A 17903-nucleotide genomic window follows, 5' to 3' on the forward strand; every position below is an offset into this window, starting at 1 on the left:
ACTCGAGTCGCAAGCTGCCCGCTGCAGCGTTGGACCGGAACCCAAATCCGATGTGGTCGTCAGAGACTGCCCGGCGGGCATCAGCAACATGTCCGTTAAATTCGCGCCGACCATTGCCATATCGCCACACAAAATCAACCGCAAGCGCTACAGCGGAAAACTGAAATTTCAGCAAAGCAATTTCAAGATGCTCTTGCCGCTAAAAAGTGAGGGCTGACTGCAACGCAGATCAAGTTTTATTCAGATTTTGAGTCGCCACGCTATGCCAGGCAGTCGATTTAAAAGACAATACAATATTGTCAATAGAGCAATTTCGATTACAAAGGTAAATGATGAGCGATAGCAATATTTCCAGGCTGGCCGTGGACGAACATGTCCGCCTGGCAACGCTCAAATCCTACTGTTTGCTTGATACTCCCCCCGACCCGCTGTCCGACCTGCTCACGGATCTGGCCGCTAAATTGTTGAACGCAGACATCTCGCTGATTTCCCTGATCGATGAGAATCGGCAGTGGTTCAAATCCAGAAAAGGCCTGAATGTGGTGCAGACGCCCAGATCGGATTCTTTCTGTGCGCACGCGATTCACCAGCACCGGCCGATGGTCGTACTTGATGCGACCAAGGATGAGCGTTTCAAGAACAACGCATTGGTACTGGGTGATCCCCACATCCGCTTTTACGCCGGCGCCCCGCTGATCACGCCGGAAGGCATATGCCTGGGCACACTGTGCGTCATCGGTAAAACACCGCGCGACGAATTCAGCGACGAAGACCTGGCCACGCTGGAACAATTGGGCGCCATCGTCATGGCGCGCCTTGAAATATTGCGAACCACCGGCTACGTCGATGCACTGACCACCTTGCCCAACCGCACGCGATTCATCGAGGACCTGCGCTTTTTCGAAAAGAGCTCGGACCGTCTGCGGCGCTCGGTGACGGCGGTATCGGTCGACATTTGTGATCGCGACTATTTTGTCGACATGATCAAGGCGCTCGGCTGGGATTACGCCGAAGGCTTTCTTATCCAGGCCAAAAACCGACTGGTCGATGCGGTCGACACAAGCGCCGTGTATCGCATCGGTACGACGCTGTTTGCCTATCTGCACTACTCGGACAGCAAGGAGCTGCAGACCTTGATCGACAAGATTCAGGAGCGTTTCAATACGCCGCTTGAGCATCAAGGCATTCCTTACACCATGGAAATTTCGGTGGGCATCGTCCCGGTTCAATCAAGCAGCAGCAGTGAAGACCTGGTGCGCTCGCTGTTTACTGCGGCCGATCTGGCGCGGCAAGACGGCACAGGTCAGCGTGTGTTTGAACAATCGCAAGGTGAAAGCCAGAAGCACACCTTCGATATTCTGTCGTCCATCCCCAGCGCCCTCTTGTCTGAAAGCCAGCTGACCCTGCACTTTCAACCCAAAGTCTCGATGCGCGACGGCAAATGCTCAGGGGTGGAAGCGCTTATCAGATGGCAGCACCCGGTGTTTGGCAGCGTCTCGCCAGCTGTTTTCATTCCGCTTGCGGAGAAGACCGCACTGATCCGCCGCGTGACCAAATGGGCGCTGCGCGAAGGCATCACGCAAGCCGCCAAATGGATGCAACAAGGTCGCCGCATTCCGGTGGCGATCAACGTTTCCGCGCGCGACTTCGACACCGACGAGTTGCCGGGATTACTGCGCGCCCTGCTCGCCGAACACAAGATACCGCCGGGGCTGATTGAAATCGAATTCACAGAAAGCGCCATCGGCAAAAATGCGCAAAGTCTGCGCGAGCAGATTCTGGATATGAAAAATCTGGGCGTGAAGATTGCGATTGACGACTTCGGCGCCGGCTTCAGCAATCTGTCCTACCTGAAGAACATACCGGCCGATCATATGAAGATCGATCAGTCCTTCATCAAAGGCCTGCTGGTCAATAAGACCGACCGCATGATCGTGCCTTCCATCATGCGACTGGGCCACGAACTCGGTTATGTGGTGGTGGCGGAAGGGATCGAATGCATGGAGACCTACGAACTGCTCAAGAGCTATGGATGCGATCACGGCCAAGGCTATGCGATTGCGAGACCCATGCCGGCAGCGGACTTTGAGGCCTGGTTGGAGATCAACAACTAAATTGCCCGGAACGCGCCCTGCTTTCCGGCAAATTCAATCGCCCAAATAGAAAACCCGCAGAGCTTGCGCGCTGCGGGCCGGTGTCCCCTCTATCCTCTTGAGAGATAGGATTTTTATACTACGGGGCTGATTCTGCACCACAATTCAGCATTCGTCATTTCGCACCGCACAAATTTAGTGCCTTTCTGGAAATTTTTTCGCCGCGCGACCTCTGAACATGGAGAAATAGACCTCGACATATCTGAGGGAGCGCTCCGAAAGCCTTGCCAGCCCTGCATCACACTTGGCGCATGCGCGCCGACAAGCAAATTCAGACAAACGAAAGATTAAATAAATTTTGGCAAAAAAAAACCCGCGACCTGAAGGTTGCGGGTTTAAATCCAATTCTTTAGGAGGAAATTGGAGGAGACAGGTAGAACTATATCGCAGCGCATCATACTCGTCCGCTTTATTATGCTGATATCAGGTATTCACAAATAAGATATCAGCACAATAAACAACACAGCTCAATACGCGCCCCGCTCCTTCAACTTCTCACTTGCACATCTATTACGCGTCGCGCGATGCCTTCTTGCGCTCGTGTTCCTTCAGGAAACGCTTGCGCAGACGAATGCTCTTCGGTGTCACTTCGACCAGTTCGTCGTCGTCAATGAATTCAACCGCATATTCCAGCGACATTTCGATCGGTGGGACCAGGCGCACCGCTTCGTCGGTACCCGACGAACGCACGTTGGTCAGTTGCTTGCCCTTGATCGGGTTGACCACCAGATCGTTGTCGCGCGAGTGGATGCCGATGATCATGCCTTCGTAGACCGGATCGTTGTGGCTCACGAACATGCGGCCGCGATCTTGCAGCTTCCAGATGGCGTAGGCCACGGCAGCACCGTCGTCCTGAGAAATCAGCACGCCGTTGCGACGACCGCCCAGCTCACCCTTGCTGTTGTCGACTGCAGCGTATTCGTCGAACACGTGGCTCATCAGACCTGTGCCGCGTGTCAGCGTCATGAATTCGCCCTGGAAGCCGATCAGGCCACGTGCAGGAATACGGTATTCCAGACGAACGCGCCCCTTGCCGTCCGGTTCCATGTTCTGCAGATCGCCGCGACGACGACCCAGTTCTTCCATCACGCCGCCCTGGCTGGTTTCTTCGACGTCGACGGTCAGGTTTTCGTACGGCTCGTGGCGCACGCCATCCACCATCTTGAACACCACGCGTGGACGCGACACGGCCAGCTCGTAGCCTTCGCGACGCATGTTTTCGATCAGAATGGTCAGGTGCAATTCACCACGGCCCGACACTTCGTAGGTCGAGTCGTCGTTTTCAGCCTGCACCACGCGCAGCGCCATGTTGGATTTCAGTTCGCGGTCCAGACGATCGCGGATCTGACGTGTGGTCACGAACTTGCCTTCGCGGCCGGCCAGCGGCGAGCTGTTGACCATGAAGTTCATGGTCAGGGTCGGCTCGTCGATCTTGAGCATCGGCAGGCCTTCCGGGGTATCCGGGGCACAGATGGTCGAACCGATGCTGATTTCTTCGATACCGTTGATCAGCACGATGTCGCCGGCCAGCGCTTCATCGACCAGCACGCGATCCAGACCGCGGAAAGTCAGCACCTGGTTGATGCGTGCCTTGGTTGGCTTGTCGTCAGGACCGTTCATCCAGACCACGTCTTGCAGTGCCTTGACGCGACCGCGCAGGATACGGCCAACGCCGATCTTGCCGACGTAGGACGAGTATTCCAGCGAAGTGATTTGCAGTTGCAGTGGACCGTCCGGGTCATCTTCACGCGCAGGAACGTGTTCCAGGATCGCGTCGAACAGCGGCTCCATGTTGCCTTCGCGCACGCTGTCTTCCAGACCGGCATAGCCCTTGAAGCCCGATGCATAAACGATAGGGAAATCCAGTTGCTCGTCGGTTGCGCCCAGCTTGTCGAACAGTTCGAAAGTGGCGTTGACGGCCTTCTGCGGATCGGCGTTTTCGCGGTCGATCTTGTTGACCACGACGATAGGCTTCAGGCCCAGCGCCAGTGCCTTGCGGGTCACGAAACGCGTTTGCGGCATCGGACCTTCTTGCGCATCCACCAGCAGCAGCACGCTGTCGACCATCGACAGCACGCGCTCGACCTCACCGCCGAAATCGGCGTGGCCTGGGGTGTCGACGATATTGATGTGGGTGCCCTTGTATTCAACGGCGCAGTTCTTCGACAGAATCGTGATGCCGCGCTCTTTTTCAATATCGTTGGAGTCCATCACGCGGGCGTCCACTTGCTGATTGTCGCGGAAAGTACCGGACTGGCGCAGCAATTGGTCGACGAGGGTGGTTTTGCCATGGTCAACGTGGGCGATGATGGCGATGTTGCGAATAGCGCGTTTATTGTTTGACATGATTGAGTTAAGTTGGTCTGCCTGATCCTGGAAGGCGCGCATTATAGCATGGTGCGACGCACGAACTTTAAAAAGCCTAATAATTTCAACGGCTTGCTGCCTCTCCGCGACACCCGCAAGGGCGGTGAAAAGGCGGTGAAAAAACCTGCTTCAGGCGCTGGTGGCGGCAGTTGAAATCAGCCGCTCCGGCGCCAGAATCGAATACTCCTGCAATAGCCCGGTGCCCAGCAATACACCGTCGGCACTGCGATACACGCGCACCCGGCCCTGCTGTTCGGGCGCCGGCACCCCCTCTTTGCCCAAGGCCAGTCGCTGGCCCTGCATGAAGCGGCGCGCCAATTCATCCGGCAAGCTGACCATCGGAAAAGTCTGCAGCAGACCATCCACCGGCAGCAGTGTTTGCCGGCGGGCGGCGATCGCTGCCGGCCCCGATTCTGCATCAGCGCCAGCCAGGCCGAGCTGTTCGAACTGCTCCAGCGTCACGGCATGCTCCAGCGTCAGCGCACCGACGCCGATACGGCGCAAGGCTTGCAAATGCGCACCGCATCCCAGCGCTGTACCGATGTCTTCGCCCAGCACGCGGATGTAGGTGCCTTTGCTGCACACCACACGAATGCGCAACAGCGGCGCCTGATACTCCAGCAACTCCAGCGCATGAATCGTCACAGCGCGCGCTTCTCGCTCGAGCGTGATACCCGCCCGCGCATATTCATACAAAGGCTTGCCGTCGCGCTTGAGCGCGGAATGCATGGGCGGCACCTGCTGAATATCGCCGCGAAATTGCACCAGCACCTGCTCGATCTGCTCAACGCTGACATCGACCGGCAACTCAGCCAGCACTTCGCCTTCGGTATCGCCGGTGTTGGTCTTGATGCCCAGATGCACGGTGGCTTCGTAACTCTTGTCGGCTTCCAGCAAGTCCTGCGAAAACTTGGTCGCTTCGCCAAAGCACAATGGCAAGAGACCGGTCGCGAATGGATCGAGCGTGCCGGTATGCCCAGCCTTCATCGCGTTCAGCATGCGCTTGGCTTTGATCAGCGCGTCGTTGCTCGACCAGCCTACGGCCTTGTCGAGCAACAGTACGCCATGCACCGGTTCGCGTGGGATGCGCGGCGCCTGTGCGTTGCGTTGCTGCTTTTTCTTCGGCCGGGCCGGAATATCGCCAACCGGTGCCAGGACCGGATTCTGTGTGGAAGGCAAATCGGACGCCATCTGGAAATCTGCCATTCAAAAAGCGGCCGCAGCATGCAATAGGCAATGCGCGCAGCCTTGTTTCAGTGTTTGATCTTATTGTTCTTGCCGGAATCACATTCCGGACACGAGGATTACGTCGCGTGGAGAGCGCGGAAAATCAAATATCGGCTCAATCCTTCACAGCGCATTTCTGACTGCCAACTCCGGGTACAGCGGCTATCCGACGATTACTTATCCGATACCCGTGCCGCACTCGTCGCCAGCTTACTTCTGAGGATCTTCGTCTGCATCCTTGGCACGAGTGGCGTTGGCCTCATCGATCAGGCGCGACATCTCGATACCGCGTACGGTCGAATTGTCGTGCACGAAATGCAGCTCCGGCAAGGTGTGGATATGCAGACGACGGCCCAACTGATTGCGCAGGAAACCAGCCGCGGTACGCAGAGCGGTGACCGTGTTTTTCACCGCCTCGGCATCGTCCTTCAGGGTGGTAAAGAAAATCTTCGCGTGCGCGTAATCCGGGGTGACCTGCACTTCGGTAATCGTGATCATCCCCACACGCGGGTCTTTCAACTCGAATGCGATGATCTCCGACAGATCGCGCTGAATCTGATCGGCGACACGCAGACCGCGTGCTGGAATGGATTTGCTATGTTTTGCCATGCTCTAAAAAAAAAGAATCCGTCGCAGGCGATGCAAGACCAGAGTCACTGCGTTGCTACGACGGACAATGCTATCGATTCAAACTGATGTTTCCGCACTCCGGCGGCCAGCAAGAATGCTGCCGACGCCGGAGCGGAATGTTTTACAGCGTACGTGCGATTTCCTGGACTTCGAAGATTTCCAGCTGATCGCCGACCTGGATGTCGTTGTAGTTCTTCAGCGACAGACCGCACTCGAAGCCGAACTTGACTTCCTTGACGTCGTCCTTGAAGCGCTTCAGCGAATCCAGCTCGCCAGTCCACAACACTACATTGTTGCGCAGCAGACGGACTTGAGAACCGCGCTTGACCAGGCCTTCCAGCACGTAGCAGCCGGCGATCGAGCCGACCTTGCTGACCACGAACACCTGACGAATCTCGACCAGACCCAGCGCCTGTTCGCGCTTTTCCGGGGACAGCATGCCCGACATCGCAGCCTTCACCTCGTCCACCGCATCGTAAATGATGTTGTAGTAACGGATGTCGACGCCATTGGCCTCGGCCAGCTTGCGTGCGGATGCATCGGCACGGGTGTTGAAGCCGATGATGACCGCCTTCGATGCCACCGCGAGGTTGACGTCGTTTTCGCTGATGCCGCCCACCGCAGCGTGCACAACCTGTACACGCACTTCGGAGTTGGACAGTTTCTGCAGCGATTGCACCAGCGCTTCCAGCGAACCCTGGACGTCGGTCTTGATGATCATCGGCAGGTTCTTGACCTCGCCTTCGGCCATCTGGTCGAACATGTTTTCCAGCTTCGCGGCCTGCTGCTTGGCCAGCTTGACGTCGCGGAACTTGCCTTGACGGAACAGACCGATTTCACGGGCCTTGCGCTCATCCGACATCACCAGCACTTCTTCACCGGCCGACGGCACTTCTGTCAGACCTTGAATTTCGACCGGGATCGACGGACCTGCTTCCGAGATGCTCTTGCCGTTTTCGTCCAGCATCGCACGAACGCGACCGTAGGATGAACCTGCCAGCACGACATCGCCGCGCTTCAAGGTACCCGACTGCACCAGAATCGTTGCCACCGGGCCACGGCCCTTGTCCAGCTTGGCTTCAATCACCAGACCACGGGCCGGCACATCGATCGGCGAGGTCAGTTCCAGAACTTCGGCTTGCAACAGCACCTGCTCCAGCAAGGAGTCGATGCCTTCGCCGGTCTTGGCCGATACCGAAATGAATGGCGATTCGCCACCGTATTCTTCCGGCACGACGCCTTCGGCGATCAGTTCCTGCTTGACGCGATCCAGATTGCTGCCCGGCTTGTCGATCTTGTTGATCGCCACAACCAGCGGCACGCCGCCGGCTTTCGCATGAGCAATCGCCTCCTTGGTCTGCGGCATCACGCCGTCGTCGGCCGCCACCACCAGAATAACGATGTCGGTCGCCTTGGCGCCGCGGGCACGCATAGCGGTAAACGCTTCGTGGCCCGGGGTGTCGAGGAAGGTGATCATGCCGCGCGGCGTTTCGACGTGGTATGCGCCGATGTGCTGCGTGATGCCGCCGGCTTCGCCCGACGCCACCTTGGTGCGACGGATGTAATCCAGCAGCGACGTTTTACCGTGGTCAACGTGACCCATGACGGTAACGACCGGGGCGCGTGGGATCAGTTCGGCGTCGGCATGGCCGTCGCCTTCTTCCAGCAGCGCTTCAGGATCGTCCAGTTTGGCGGCATGAGCGCGATGGCCCATTTCTTCCACCAGAATCATGGCAGTTTCCTGATCCAGCACCTGGTTGATGGTGACCATCTGACCTAGCTTCATCAAATGCTTGATGACCTCGGAAGCCTTGACTGCCATCTTGTGCGCCACTTCGGCGACAGTGATGGTTTCCGGCACGTAGACGTCCTTGATGACGGCTTCAGTCGGCGCCTGGAAATTGCTTTCGTGGTCGTCGTGGTTCGAATGACGACGGCCCTTTGCACCGCGCCAGCCGTCCCGGCCACCGCCGGAGTTGCCGCGTGACTTCATGCCACCGCCAGCGCCGCCGCCCGGACGCTTCTTCGCATCATCCTGCCAGGTCGAGGACACATTGGCCGACTTGATCGATTTCTTGTCGACCACAACCGCCGGTTTCTTGTCGTCCTTCTTCTCGCCCGGCTTCTTGTCAGCCGGCTTGTGCAACGTGCCTTCGGATGTCTTGGCGACGACCGGTGCAGGCTCGGGAGCCTTGATCACCCGGCGCGGCGCATTCATCATGGCCTTGATCTGGGCGACTTCGTCTTCCACCGCCTTGCGTGCGCGTTCGGTAGCAGCAGTACGCTCGCTGGCGACCTTCGCGGCATCAGCAGCCTTCTTCTTGGCTTCATCAGCAGCGACACGCTTTTTCTCTTCTTCCGCCGGATCCACCGCGGCAACAGGTGCGGCGCTTTCCTTCGCGCTGGCACTGGCCTTGGCTTTAGCAGCAGCGTCGGCAGCGGCGCGTGCAGCTTCGGCTTCAGCCTCTGCCTTGGCGCGTTGCTGCTCCTGCTCATCGGCCTTGGCCTGGGCGGCCTTTTCAGCCTCCAGTTGCGCCAGACGTTCTTGCTTGGCCAACAATTCAGCTTCCTGGCGTGCGATCAGCTCAGCCTGCTGACGCGCTTCTTCTGCCTGACGTGCTTCTTCTGCAGGATCAGCCACAGGCGCAGCGGCACCGGCCGGACGTGCAGCGGCTTCGTCAGGAGCCGACTCATCGCGCTTGATGAAGGTACGCTTCTTGCGCACTTCGACCTGAATGGTGCGCGACTTGCCGGTTGCATCGGCCTGCTTGATTTCGGTGGTTTCTTTGCGTGTCAGCGTGATCTTTTTCTTCTCGCCTTCCGGCGCAGCACCACGCGCTCGACGCAGATGCTCGAGCAAACGATCCTTGTCTTCCTTCGACAGGGCATCGGATTCAGAGCTTTTTTCAACCCCGGCCGACTTTAACTGGGTCAGCAGCAGATCCGCCGGCATTTTCAGCTCGGTGGCAAATTGGGCTACGTTGTTACTCGCCATTCAGTCCTCTTTTCTATGTGGCTCGGCAGATGATGTGATGGAGCTGCGCTTCAATGCTCGGCTTCCGCCGCGCTCCATGCCTTGGCTTGCAGAGCCTTGGCTCGCTCATCGTATTTGGCATCGATGAGCTTCATTTCATCGTCGGTCACATCTTCAAATGCATTGTCAATCAACTGGCGTGCGCGCTCGGCCGGCAAAGCCAGAATCGCGCCAAACTCGTCATACGCCAGTGCGGCAAAAGCCGCCAGGGTCTTGATACCCGCCAGACCAAGCTTGCCGGCCAGGACACGATCCAGACCTTCAAAATTGATCAGTGCGTCGTCCATGCCTTCCAGGCCTTCTTCGGAAGCAATCGCTTCCGTCACCAGCGCGTCACGGGCACGGTTACGCAGTTCATTCACCGTTTCTTCGTCAAACGATTCGATCTCCAGCATTTCAGTAATCGGCACATAGGCGATTTCTTCCAGGCTGGCAAAACCTTCTTCCACCAGAATGTCGGCCACTTCCTGGTCGACATCCAGCTTTTCCATGAACAGCGTACGGATTGCGGCGGTTTCAAGCGCCGACTTGTCGGCCGATTCCTCGGCCGTCATGATGTTGATTTGCCAGCCAGTCAGTTCAGCAGCAAGACGCACGTTCTGGCCGCCGCGACCGATGGCGATCGCCAGGTTCTCTTCGTCCACAACGACGTCCATGGCGTGCTTTTCTTCATCCACGACGATGGAGCTGACATTGGCCGGCGCCAGCGCGCCGATGACGAACTGCGCCGGATCTTCCGACCACAGCACGATGTCAACACGCTCGCCGCCCAGCTCACCGGTCACGGCCTGCACGCGCGAACCGCGCATGCCGACGCAGGTGCCGATAGGGTCGATGCGCTTGTCTGCAGTAAACACGGCGATCTTGGCGCGCACGCCGGCGTCGCGTGCTGCCGACTTGATTTCCAGCGAGCCTTGCTCGATTTCCGGCACTTCCAGCTCGAACAGCTTCATGATGAATTCAGGCGCGGTGCGCGACAGAATCACCTGAGGGCCGCGTGCATTGCGATCGATGCGCAGGATATAAGCACGGACGCGATCGCCGATACGCAGGTTTTCCTTGGGGATCATCTGATCGCGCGGCAGGCGGGCTTCCACCTTGCCGGACTCGACGATGGCATCGCCGCGCTCCATACGCTTGATGGTGCCGGTGACCAGCGAATCGCCGCGTTCCAGGAAGTCGGCCAGAATCTGCTCACGCTCGGCATCACGAATACGCTGCAGCACGACCTGCTTGGTGTCCTGCGCAAAACGACGACCGAACTCAACCGACTCAATGGCTTCTTCGATGTACTCATCCACCTGAATATCAGGGATCTGTTCCTTGGCTTCGAAATGCAGCACTTCCTGGTCAGGCAGTTGCAGACCGGCCTCATCAGGCACCACGTGCCAGCGGCGGAAGGATTCGAATTCTCCGCTTTCACGATCGATCGATACGCGAATGTCGACTTCACCTTCGTAGCGCTTCTTGGTGGCTTGTGCCAGTGCGTGTTCCAGTGCACCGAAAACCACTTCTTTATCGACGTTCTTTTCGCGCGCCAGCGCATCGACCAATAACAAAACTTCGCGACTCATGCTTTGCGACTCCTAAAATCGACCTGCGGCACCAGGTGTGCCTTATCCACATCGGCCAGCGTGAAACTCAACACCGCTGCCGACCCATCATTTGCTTCAAATTCCAGTTTCAGACTTTCACCTTCGGGCGCGCGCAGCAGGCCCTGGTAAGTTTTGCGATTCGAGGTATTGGGCATCGGCACACGCAATTTAATGATGGCTTCCGCATCTGCGAACCGCAGATAATCATTCAGTTTCTTCAGCGGGCGATCCAGACCTGGCGACGAAATCTCGAGTCGCTCGTAGGCCACATTTTCGACCGTGAATACGTGCACCAGCTGATGCGTGACCTTCTCGCAATCTTCAACGGTGATCGAACCCTTTTCGGCCTGTTCGAACGGGAAATCGATGTAGATGCGCAGCAAACCGCGTGCGGCTTTTTCGAAATCAACCAGTTCGTATCCCATGCCCTTCAGGGTGGTCTCGATCAGTTCAAGCAATTGCAAGACTATTTCTCCGTAATGACAGCGGCATGACACATAAACCGCGTCTCAGGCCGACATCAGAATTTGATCAGCAAAAAAAAAATGGGCATCCGCCCATCTTTATTATGTTTCATACAACCGGCCACGCATCTCGTTAAGCTTTACTCACAAATTATCCGTGACTGGCTGTGTTAACTTGCGCATTATAACCGATTACGGTATGTGCGGCAATTCATGAATCCGGGCGGATTGCATACGGCGGCCTACACCGCCGCAAAAAATTGCCACAAAGACAATTCAGAGCTACCAATCAATCAGCGAAGTGCAACGCCATCAGCAACACCGGCACCCACTTCGCTCACATCACCATCAAGCCAGCCGACAATCAACCGCGCGAACGGCGACGCGGCAGACCCGGCATTCCCGACATCGGCATGCCGCTGTTGTTGCGCTGCGGACGATTGTTGTTGCGACGACCTTGCCCGGCATCGGGGAAACCCAGCGCCGTTTGCAAAGGATCCGGCTGACGGCTGCGCGGCTGACCGCCACCAGCTTTGTTGCCATTGCCGCCGCCGTTACCATTGCCATTACCTTGCTGCCATTGGCCGCCGCCATTGCTGTTGCGACGTTGCTGCGGACCTTTGTTCTGCGGCGCATGATTGCCGCCACGCATCTGGTTACCGCCATTGCCAAAGCTATTGCCGTTGCTCTGCCCCTGGCCTTTGCCGGAGCCTTTTTGCTCGGCTTGCTTTTCCAGGCCACAGGCAGCCATCATGCCTCGGACTTCATTTTCTTCCAGCTCTTCCCAACGCCCGCGCTTCAGACCTTGCGGCAAAGTCATCGCGCCGTAACGGGTGCGAATCAGGCGCGACACGGTCAGACCTATCGCTTCGAACATGCGGCGCACTTCGCGATTACGGCCCTCGCCGATCGTGACGCGATACCACTTGTTGACGCCTTCGCCACCGCCATCGGCGATACGGGAGAACTGCGCAATGCCATCATCGAGCTCAACGCCGGACAACAGCTTCTGGCGCATGCCCTCCTCCAGTTCGCCCAGCGTACGCACGGCGTATTCACGCTCGATGTTGTAACGCGGATGCATCAGACGATTCGCCAGGTCGCCGGAAGTCGTGAACAACAGCAGACCTTCGGTATTGAAATCCAAGCGGCCGACGGCCAGCCATTTGGCGGCCTTCATGTTGGGCAAACGATCAAAAACAGAACTACGGCCTTCAGGGTCGCTGTGACTGACGATTTCACCGGACGGCTTGTGATACACCAGCACGCGCGGTGGCTTCTTGCTGACTTTACGCTGCAACAGCTTGCCGTTGATACGCACTTGATCGGTCGGCAAAATGCGCTGACCGATGTGCGCCGGTTCGCCGTTGACGGACACACGGCCGGCGACGATCAATTCTTCCATATCGCGACGCGAACCCAGACCGCCTTCAGCCAGCACCTTGTGCAGCTTTGGCGCATCATCCTCCGCGGTCAGGTCGCGACGACCATTCTTGCCGCGCATCACATGCGATGCACGCGACTTGCCGCCCTCTTCCTGATCGAAAGCTTCCGAGGTCACGAAGGAAAAAATATCGTCCGACGGTTCGGCGCGCAAACCCAGTTGCGGCGCCTTCGGCTTGTTATGACCTTTGACGAAGGGCTGCTTCTTGCCGCCCTTGCCCGGTTGCGTGCCGAATGCACCCGGCACACGCTGATGCTGGCCACGTGCCTGCTGCGGACGCACTTCCTGGCTCGCGCCGTCATTCCCAGCCTCTGCAACCGCCGGCTGAGCGACTTCACCGTCGGTTGCTGCGGCGCGTTGCGCTGCCCGGTTGTTGCGCAATGCGCGCGGGCCACGCACGCCACGACGCGCGGGCTTGTTGCGATTGGCGTTTTCGTTGGGAGCGTCCAGCAGAACCGGCGGCGCCGATACTTCCTCACCAACCGTCACGATCACCTTGGGCGACTCGGCAGATGCCGGAGCAGATGCTGCCGGGGCCATATCGAACGACAACTGAGCCTTCTCGACAGCCGGCTTGGTTTCAACCGACGGCTTGGCGCGCGGAGCGCGCGGCTTCGGCGTCTTTGCAGCCGCAGCCTTGACAGACTTCTCCGCCACTGGAGCCGATTGCTCGACAGCGGCTTCCACGGCAAGTGCCGGAGCCTCTTCCTTTGGCTTCTTGGCGCGTGGCGCGCGCTTCTTCGGCGCAGCCTCGTCACCGGCTTCAGCGGCGACAGCAGTCACCGGCGCCTCGACGGCATCGGCCTCGACCACTTTGCGGGTACGCTTTTTCACCGGCTTGGCGGCAGCAGACGCATCTGCGCCTGTCGCGATAACATCGACAGCTTGCTCGTCTTTGGGACTAGTTGGTTTCATTATTCGAATCGTGGTTGTGCAGATCGGACTCGGCAGCTTTTTTCTGCTCGGATGCCGGATCGGGGGAATCGGTTTCTTCTGTATTTAGTGCTAATGCGGCAGCTGGCGTGGCTGCTTTTTCTTCTACGGCAAGCTGCTCGGCAAAAGGTTCTGAATTTTCCGTGCCTGTTTCAATTTCCATTGCAGCCAATTGAACCGGCGACTCGGACTCCAGCGGCGGCACGATTTGGGATTCGATGCCGGCCTCTCCAGTAAACTCCAGATCATGTTCGACCTCAAGCTCAACAACTGCATCTTCGGCGAGCACATGATCATCCGCCTCAACTGAATCAAACGCAGAAGCCACATCGCTGCTCATGGCGGCATCTTCCGAGCTGACGGCCTGAGCGGTGCCATCAGACTCGTCGGCAAACTCGGCATCAACACTTTCTTCAGCTACGGAATCGACCGGCAGCTCGGCCTGCGTCAGCAGATCCGGCCCGGCATCAACACCGAACTCGGCCTCGTCTATCGCCATTTCTTCTGCCGAGGCTTGACCCAGACCTGCTTCCAGCGCCTGCAACTCCAGCAGCGCGCCTTGCGCAGCACCGTCGGCACCGACGTTCTGCAATGCCGGCAGTTGATCCAGCGAAGTCAGCCCCAGATCGTCGAGGAACTTGCGCGTCGTAGCGAACAAGGCAGGACGGCCAGGCACATCGCGATGGCCGATGGATTCAATCCAGCCGCGCTCTTCCAGCATTCTGATGGTCTGCGTATTGACCGCCACACCGCGAATTTCTTCGATATCGCCGCGGGTCACCGGCTGACGATAGGCAATGATGGCCAGAGTTTCAAGGGTAGCGCGCGTATATTTAGGCGGTTTCTCAGGATGCAGCCTGTCCAGGTACACCTTCATGTCGGCGCGGCTCTGAAAACGCCATCCCGTCGACAAGCTGACAATCTCTACGCCCTTATCTGCCCAGTCGCCACGCAACTCTTCAAGCAATTGCTTGAGGGTGTCGCTATTGACCGCGCTCTGCTCGCCGTCCTGGGCGTACAGTTTCTTCAAATCATTGATCGATAGGGGCTCATGCGTGCATAACAATGCGGTTTCGAGGACTCTCTTGACCTCAGCAATATCCATGTACGGCTCTTGTGCGACGTGTTTAACAAAAATTTAGCGGCTTGAAAACTATGGTTCGAGACCATAGCCAATGCCAAATGGCCCGGCTGCATGCCTGCGCTTCATCGCAACGCCAACGGAGTTGTGCACGCGCAAATGGGTTGCGTTGTACGTTCGCAGCTGATGCTGCTTTCCGGCGCCCGATTTATAGGAGGTTGAAGATGAGCTGGAAAATAAGATCTGGCTGCGAAACTAACTAAATCCGGCTGAATCCAGCAAAATCACGGATCGCTAAATTCTCGCACCCTTTTTCAACTTGGCCTTGCGGCTTTGGACTTTTTTTGCGGCGGAAGTTGCGATGCGCATCACTTAAGTCCAAATATACTGCGCGGAGTTTAGCACAAAGATTTGCGCGTTTGGTGCTTGTTGCAGGGCTTCGACACTTATTTACAGGCCTGCTGGCACCGGGCCGGGCGTGGCTGCAATGGCGCTTCATTCCTCGCTGCTTTGTTCCTGCTGCAGACGCAGCGTGAAATCAGCCACCGACATCGGCTTGCCGAAATAGTAGCCCTGCACTTCATCGCAGCCGTTCTGGCGCAGGAAGTTGTATTGCTCATGATCCTCCACGCCTTCGGCTATCACCCGCAGATTGAGAATATGCGCCAGCGAAATCACCGCCTTGACGATCGCGGCGCTGTCGGCATCGCGCGCAATGTCGCGCACGAAGGACTTGTCGATCTTCAGCGCATCCACCGGAAAGCGGCGCAGATAGCTCAGGCTCGAATAACCGGTGCCGAAATCATCGACCGAAATCTTCAGTCCGAGTTGCTTCAGGGCATTCAGCGTCGCCACAGTCTTCTCGGCGTCCTTCATCACCACGTTTTCAGTAATCTCCAGCTCCAGCCACTGCGCCGACAAAGCACTTTCGGTCAGCACCTTGCGCACAAAATCCGGCAGCGACTGATCCAGCTGGCGCGGCGACAGATTCACGGCGACCGGAATCTGCAGCAGGCCCGCTTCCTGCCAGGCCTTGTTCTGAGCGCAGGCGGTGCGCAAGACCCACTCGCCGATCGGCACGATTAGGCCGGCCTCTTCTGCAAACGGAATGAAGCGATCCGGCGCCACCATGCCCTGCTCCGGCGATTGCCAACGGATCAATGCCTCAGCGCCGATGATGCTGCCGTCGGCAATACTGACCTTGGGCTGATAGAACAGCTTGAATTCATCCTTGTCCAGCGCCTGGCGCAGACTGACCAGCATTTCCAGGCGATTGCTGACTTGCGTATCCATCCAGCGCGCGAAGAACTGGAAGTTGTTGCGTCCGCGCTCCTTGGCTTTGTACATCGCCGAATCGGCGTTCTTGAGCAAGGTTTCAACATCTCGGCCATCGGTCGGATAACGGCTGATGCCAATGCTGGAGGTAATATGAAACTCGCGGTCGCCGGCGCGCCAGGGCTTAGCCACCGCCGTCAGAATGCGCTGCATGACTTCGGTAATACTGTTTTCGTCCGCCTGATTTTCCAGTACCAGCACGAATTCATCGCCCCCCTGGCGCGCCACCATGTCGCTGTCGCGCACGCAGGAAACCAGGCGCTGCGCCACCGTCTTCAGCAACTCGTCGCCGATCTGGTGGCCCAGGCTGTCATTGATATATTTAAACTGATCCAGATCGACGAACACCACTGCCGTCAGCGCGCTTTTCTGTCGCGGAATCTGAATCGCACGCTGCAGGTGGTTGTGCAACATGGTGCGGTTGGGCAGCCCGGTCAAGGCGTCGTGCGTGGCCTGATGGCGGATCTCCGCCTCATACAGCTTGCGCTCGGTAATGGCCTCGACGGTGCCTTCATAAAACAGCAACTGCCCGGCTTCATCGTGTACGGCGCGGGCGTTTTCCGATATCCAGATGATTTCCCCATCGCGCCGATACACGCGCGATTCGAAATTGGAGACCGAGCCCTCCTCCTCCATCAGGCGCATGAATTCGGCGCGACGCTCGTTTTCCACATACAGCTGATGCCGGATATCGCGCAGACTGACGATCAGATCTTCCGGCGAGCGATAACCGTAGATCCGCGCCAGCGCCGGATTGACGGCAATGTAGGCACCACTGGGCGTAGTCTGAAACACGCCTTCGATCGCGTTTTCGAAGATGCTGCGGTAACGGCGTTCCGCCTCAAGCAGCGCCTGATTGGACTCCTTGCGCTCGGTAATGTCCTGAATAAAACCTTCCAGCGCATCAACGCTACCGTCGGGATTGAAGATGCCGACGCCTCGCTCCCACACCCAGCGCAACTGGCCATCGGCGCGCACGATGCGGTACTCGATCTCAAAACGGCTTTGCTGCGACAGACTTTCGGCAATGCGTGCACGCACCATGTGACGATCATCGGCATGAATCAATTGCTCATAAGAAACAAGTTGATTCATCAACAGATCTTCGGGCAAATATCCGGTCAGCGCGAGGCAGCCCTCGCTGATGAACTCCATGGCCCAGCTTTCATCCTCGCGGCGGCGATATACCATGCCATCGAGGTTGGCCAGCAAAGTTTCCAGCAAGCGTGGCGAGCGATTGGCAGGAGCGGAAACAAGGCTTGGGTCGGCCTTGATTGACGAAGCGACTATCTTCATAAAGTGAAGGGTGAATCCTATCCCCGCTAAAACCCTGAACAACAGGTTGGACGTTTTTATTGATGTGCAGGCAGCCCGATTCTTGTTATTTTTAGCCCCTCCCCCTGCAGACGCATACTGTGCTCACAATAAGCAATAACAATGCCATTCCACGATTTCAGCTGCTGACCGGCAGCTGATTTATGGCAGCGCGCAAGCCGGCGCCAGCCCGGCAAATGCAGCGGCTGCGCATGAATCAAGGGCAAGTTGGCCAATTCAACAAGAAACACCCCTCATTTCGACGCAAGCCGTCTACCCCGCTGCGCAGTAGAATCGCACAACATTCTGCCGGGCAGCCATGTGGC

The 17903-nt window shown here is 57.6% G+C and carries 10 protein-coding genes; 1 reads left to right on the plus strand and 9 read right to left on the minus strand.

Annotated features, from left to right (window positions below):
- Positions 1–329 precede the first annotated feature (329 nt).
- A complete protein-coding gene (locus tag PQR62_RS01695; RefSeq protein WP_408154123.1) occupies positions 330–2114 on the plus strand; it encodes a sensor domain-containing phosphodiesterase in 1785 nt (594 codons plus the stop codon).
- 549 nt (positions 2115–2663) lie between these two features.
- Here the strand turns inward: PQR62_RS01695 and typA are convergent.
- The 9 genes from typA to PQR62_RS01740 form a co-directional block, all read right to left on the minus strand.
- The gene (typA, locus tag PQR62_RS01700) at positions 2664–4499 is read right to left on the minus strand and encodes a translational GTPase TypA (RefSeq protein WP_408154125.1); all 1836 of its coding nucleotides are present in this window, start codon (positions 4497–4499) and stop codon (positions 2664–2666) included.
- A 150-nt stretch (positions 4500–4649) separates the two neighbouring features.
- Entirely contained in the window at positions 4650–5711 is a 1062-nt protein-coding gene (gene truB / locus PQR62_RS01705; RefSeq protein ID WP_408154127.1) for a tRNA pseudouridine(55) synthase TruB, read from the minus strand.
- 246 nt (positions 5712–5957) lie between these two features.
- Entirely contained in the window at positions 5958–6356 is a 399-nt protein-coding gene (gene rbfA, locus PQR62_RS01710) for a 30S ribosome-binding factor RbfA (protein WP_408154129.1), read from the minus strand.
- Between the two features lie 142 nt (positions 6357–6498).
- Positions 6499–9372 carry a translation initiation factor IF-2 gene (gene infB, locus PQR62_RS01715; protein ID WP_408154131.1) on the minus strand — a complete coding sequence of 958 codons (2874 nt, stop codon included), beginning with the start codon at positions 9370–9372 and terminating at the stop codon, positions 6499–6501.
- A 50-nt stretch (positions 9373–9422) separates the two neighbouring features.
- Positions 9423–10985, minus strand: a complete 1563-nt coding sequence (gene nusA / locus PQR62_RS01720) for a transcription termination factor NusA (RefSeq protein WP_408154133.1) — start codon at positions 10983–10985, stop codon at positions 9423–9425.
- Positions 10982–11470 (minus strand): ribosome maturation factor RimP, encoded by a 489-nt coding sequence (gene rimP / locus PQR62_RS01725; RefSeq protein ID WP_408154135.1) that lies wholly within the window; start codon positions 11468–11470, stop codon positions 10982–10984. Before rimP ends, nusA begins: the two co-directional genes overlap by 4 nt.
- 364 nt (positions 11471–11834) lie before the next feature.
- Positions 11835–13829 carry a 23S rRNA pseudouridine(2605) synthase RluB gene (gene rluB, locus PQR62_RS01730; RefSeq protein ID WP_408154137.1) on the minus strand — a complete coding sequence of 665 codons (1995 nt, stop codon included), beginning with the start codon at positions 13827–13829 and terminating at the stop codon, positions 11835–11837.
- Entirely contained in the window at positions 13816–14952 is a 1137-nt protein-coding gene (gene scpB / locus PQR62_RS01735; protein ID WP_408154139.1) for an SMC-Scp complex subunit ScpB, read from the minus strand. Before scpB ends, rluB begins: the two co-directional genes overlap by 14 nt.
- A gap of 471 nt (positions 14953–15423) precedes the next feature.
- The gene (locus tag PQR62_RS01740) at positions 15424–17559 is read right to left on the minus strand and encodes a putative bifunctional diguanylate cyclase/phosphodiesterase (RefSeq protein WP_408154141.1); all 2136 of its coding nucleotides are present in this window, start codon (positions 17557–17559) and stop codon (positions 15424–15426) included.
- Positions 17560–17903: the final 344 nt, after the last annotated feature.

Source organism: Herbaspirillum lusitanum (genome assembly GCF_046025995.1).
GTDB classification, from domain to species: Bacteria; Pseudomonadota; Gammaproteobacteria; order Burkholderiales; family Burkholderiaceae_D; genus Herbaspirillum; species Herbaspirillum lusitanum_A.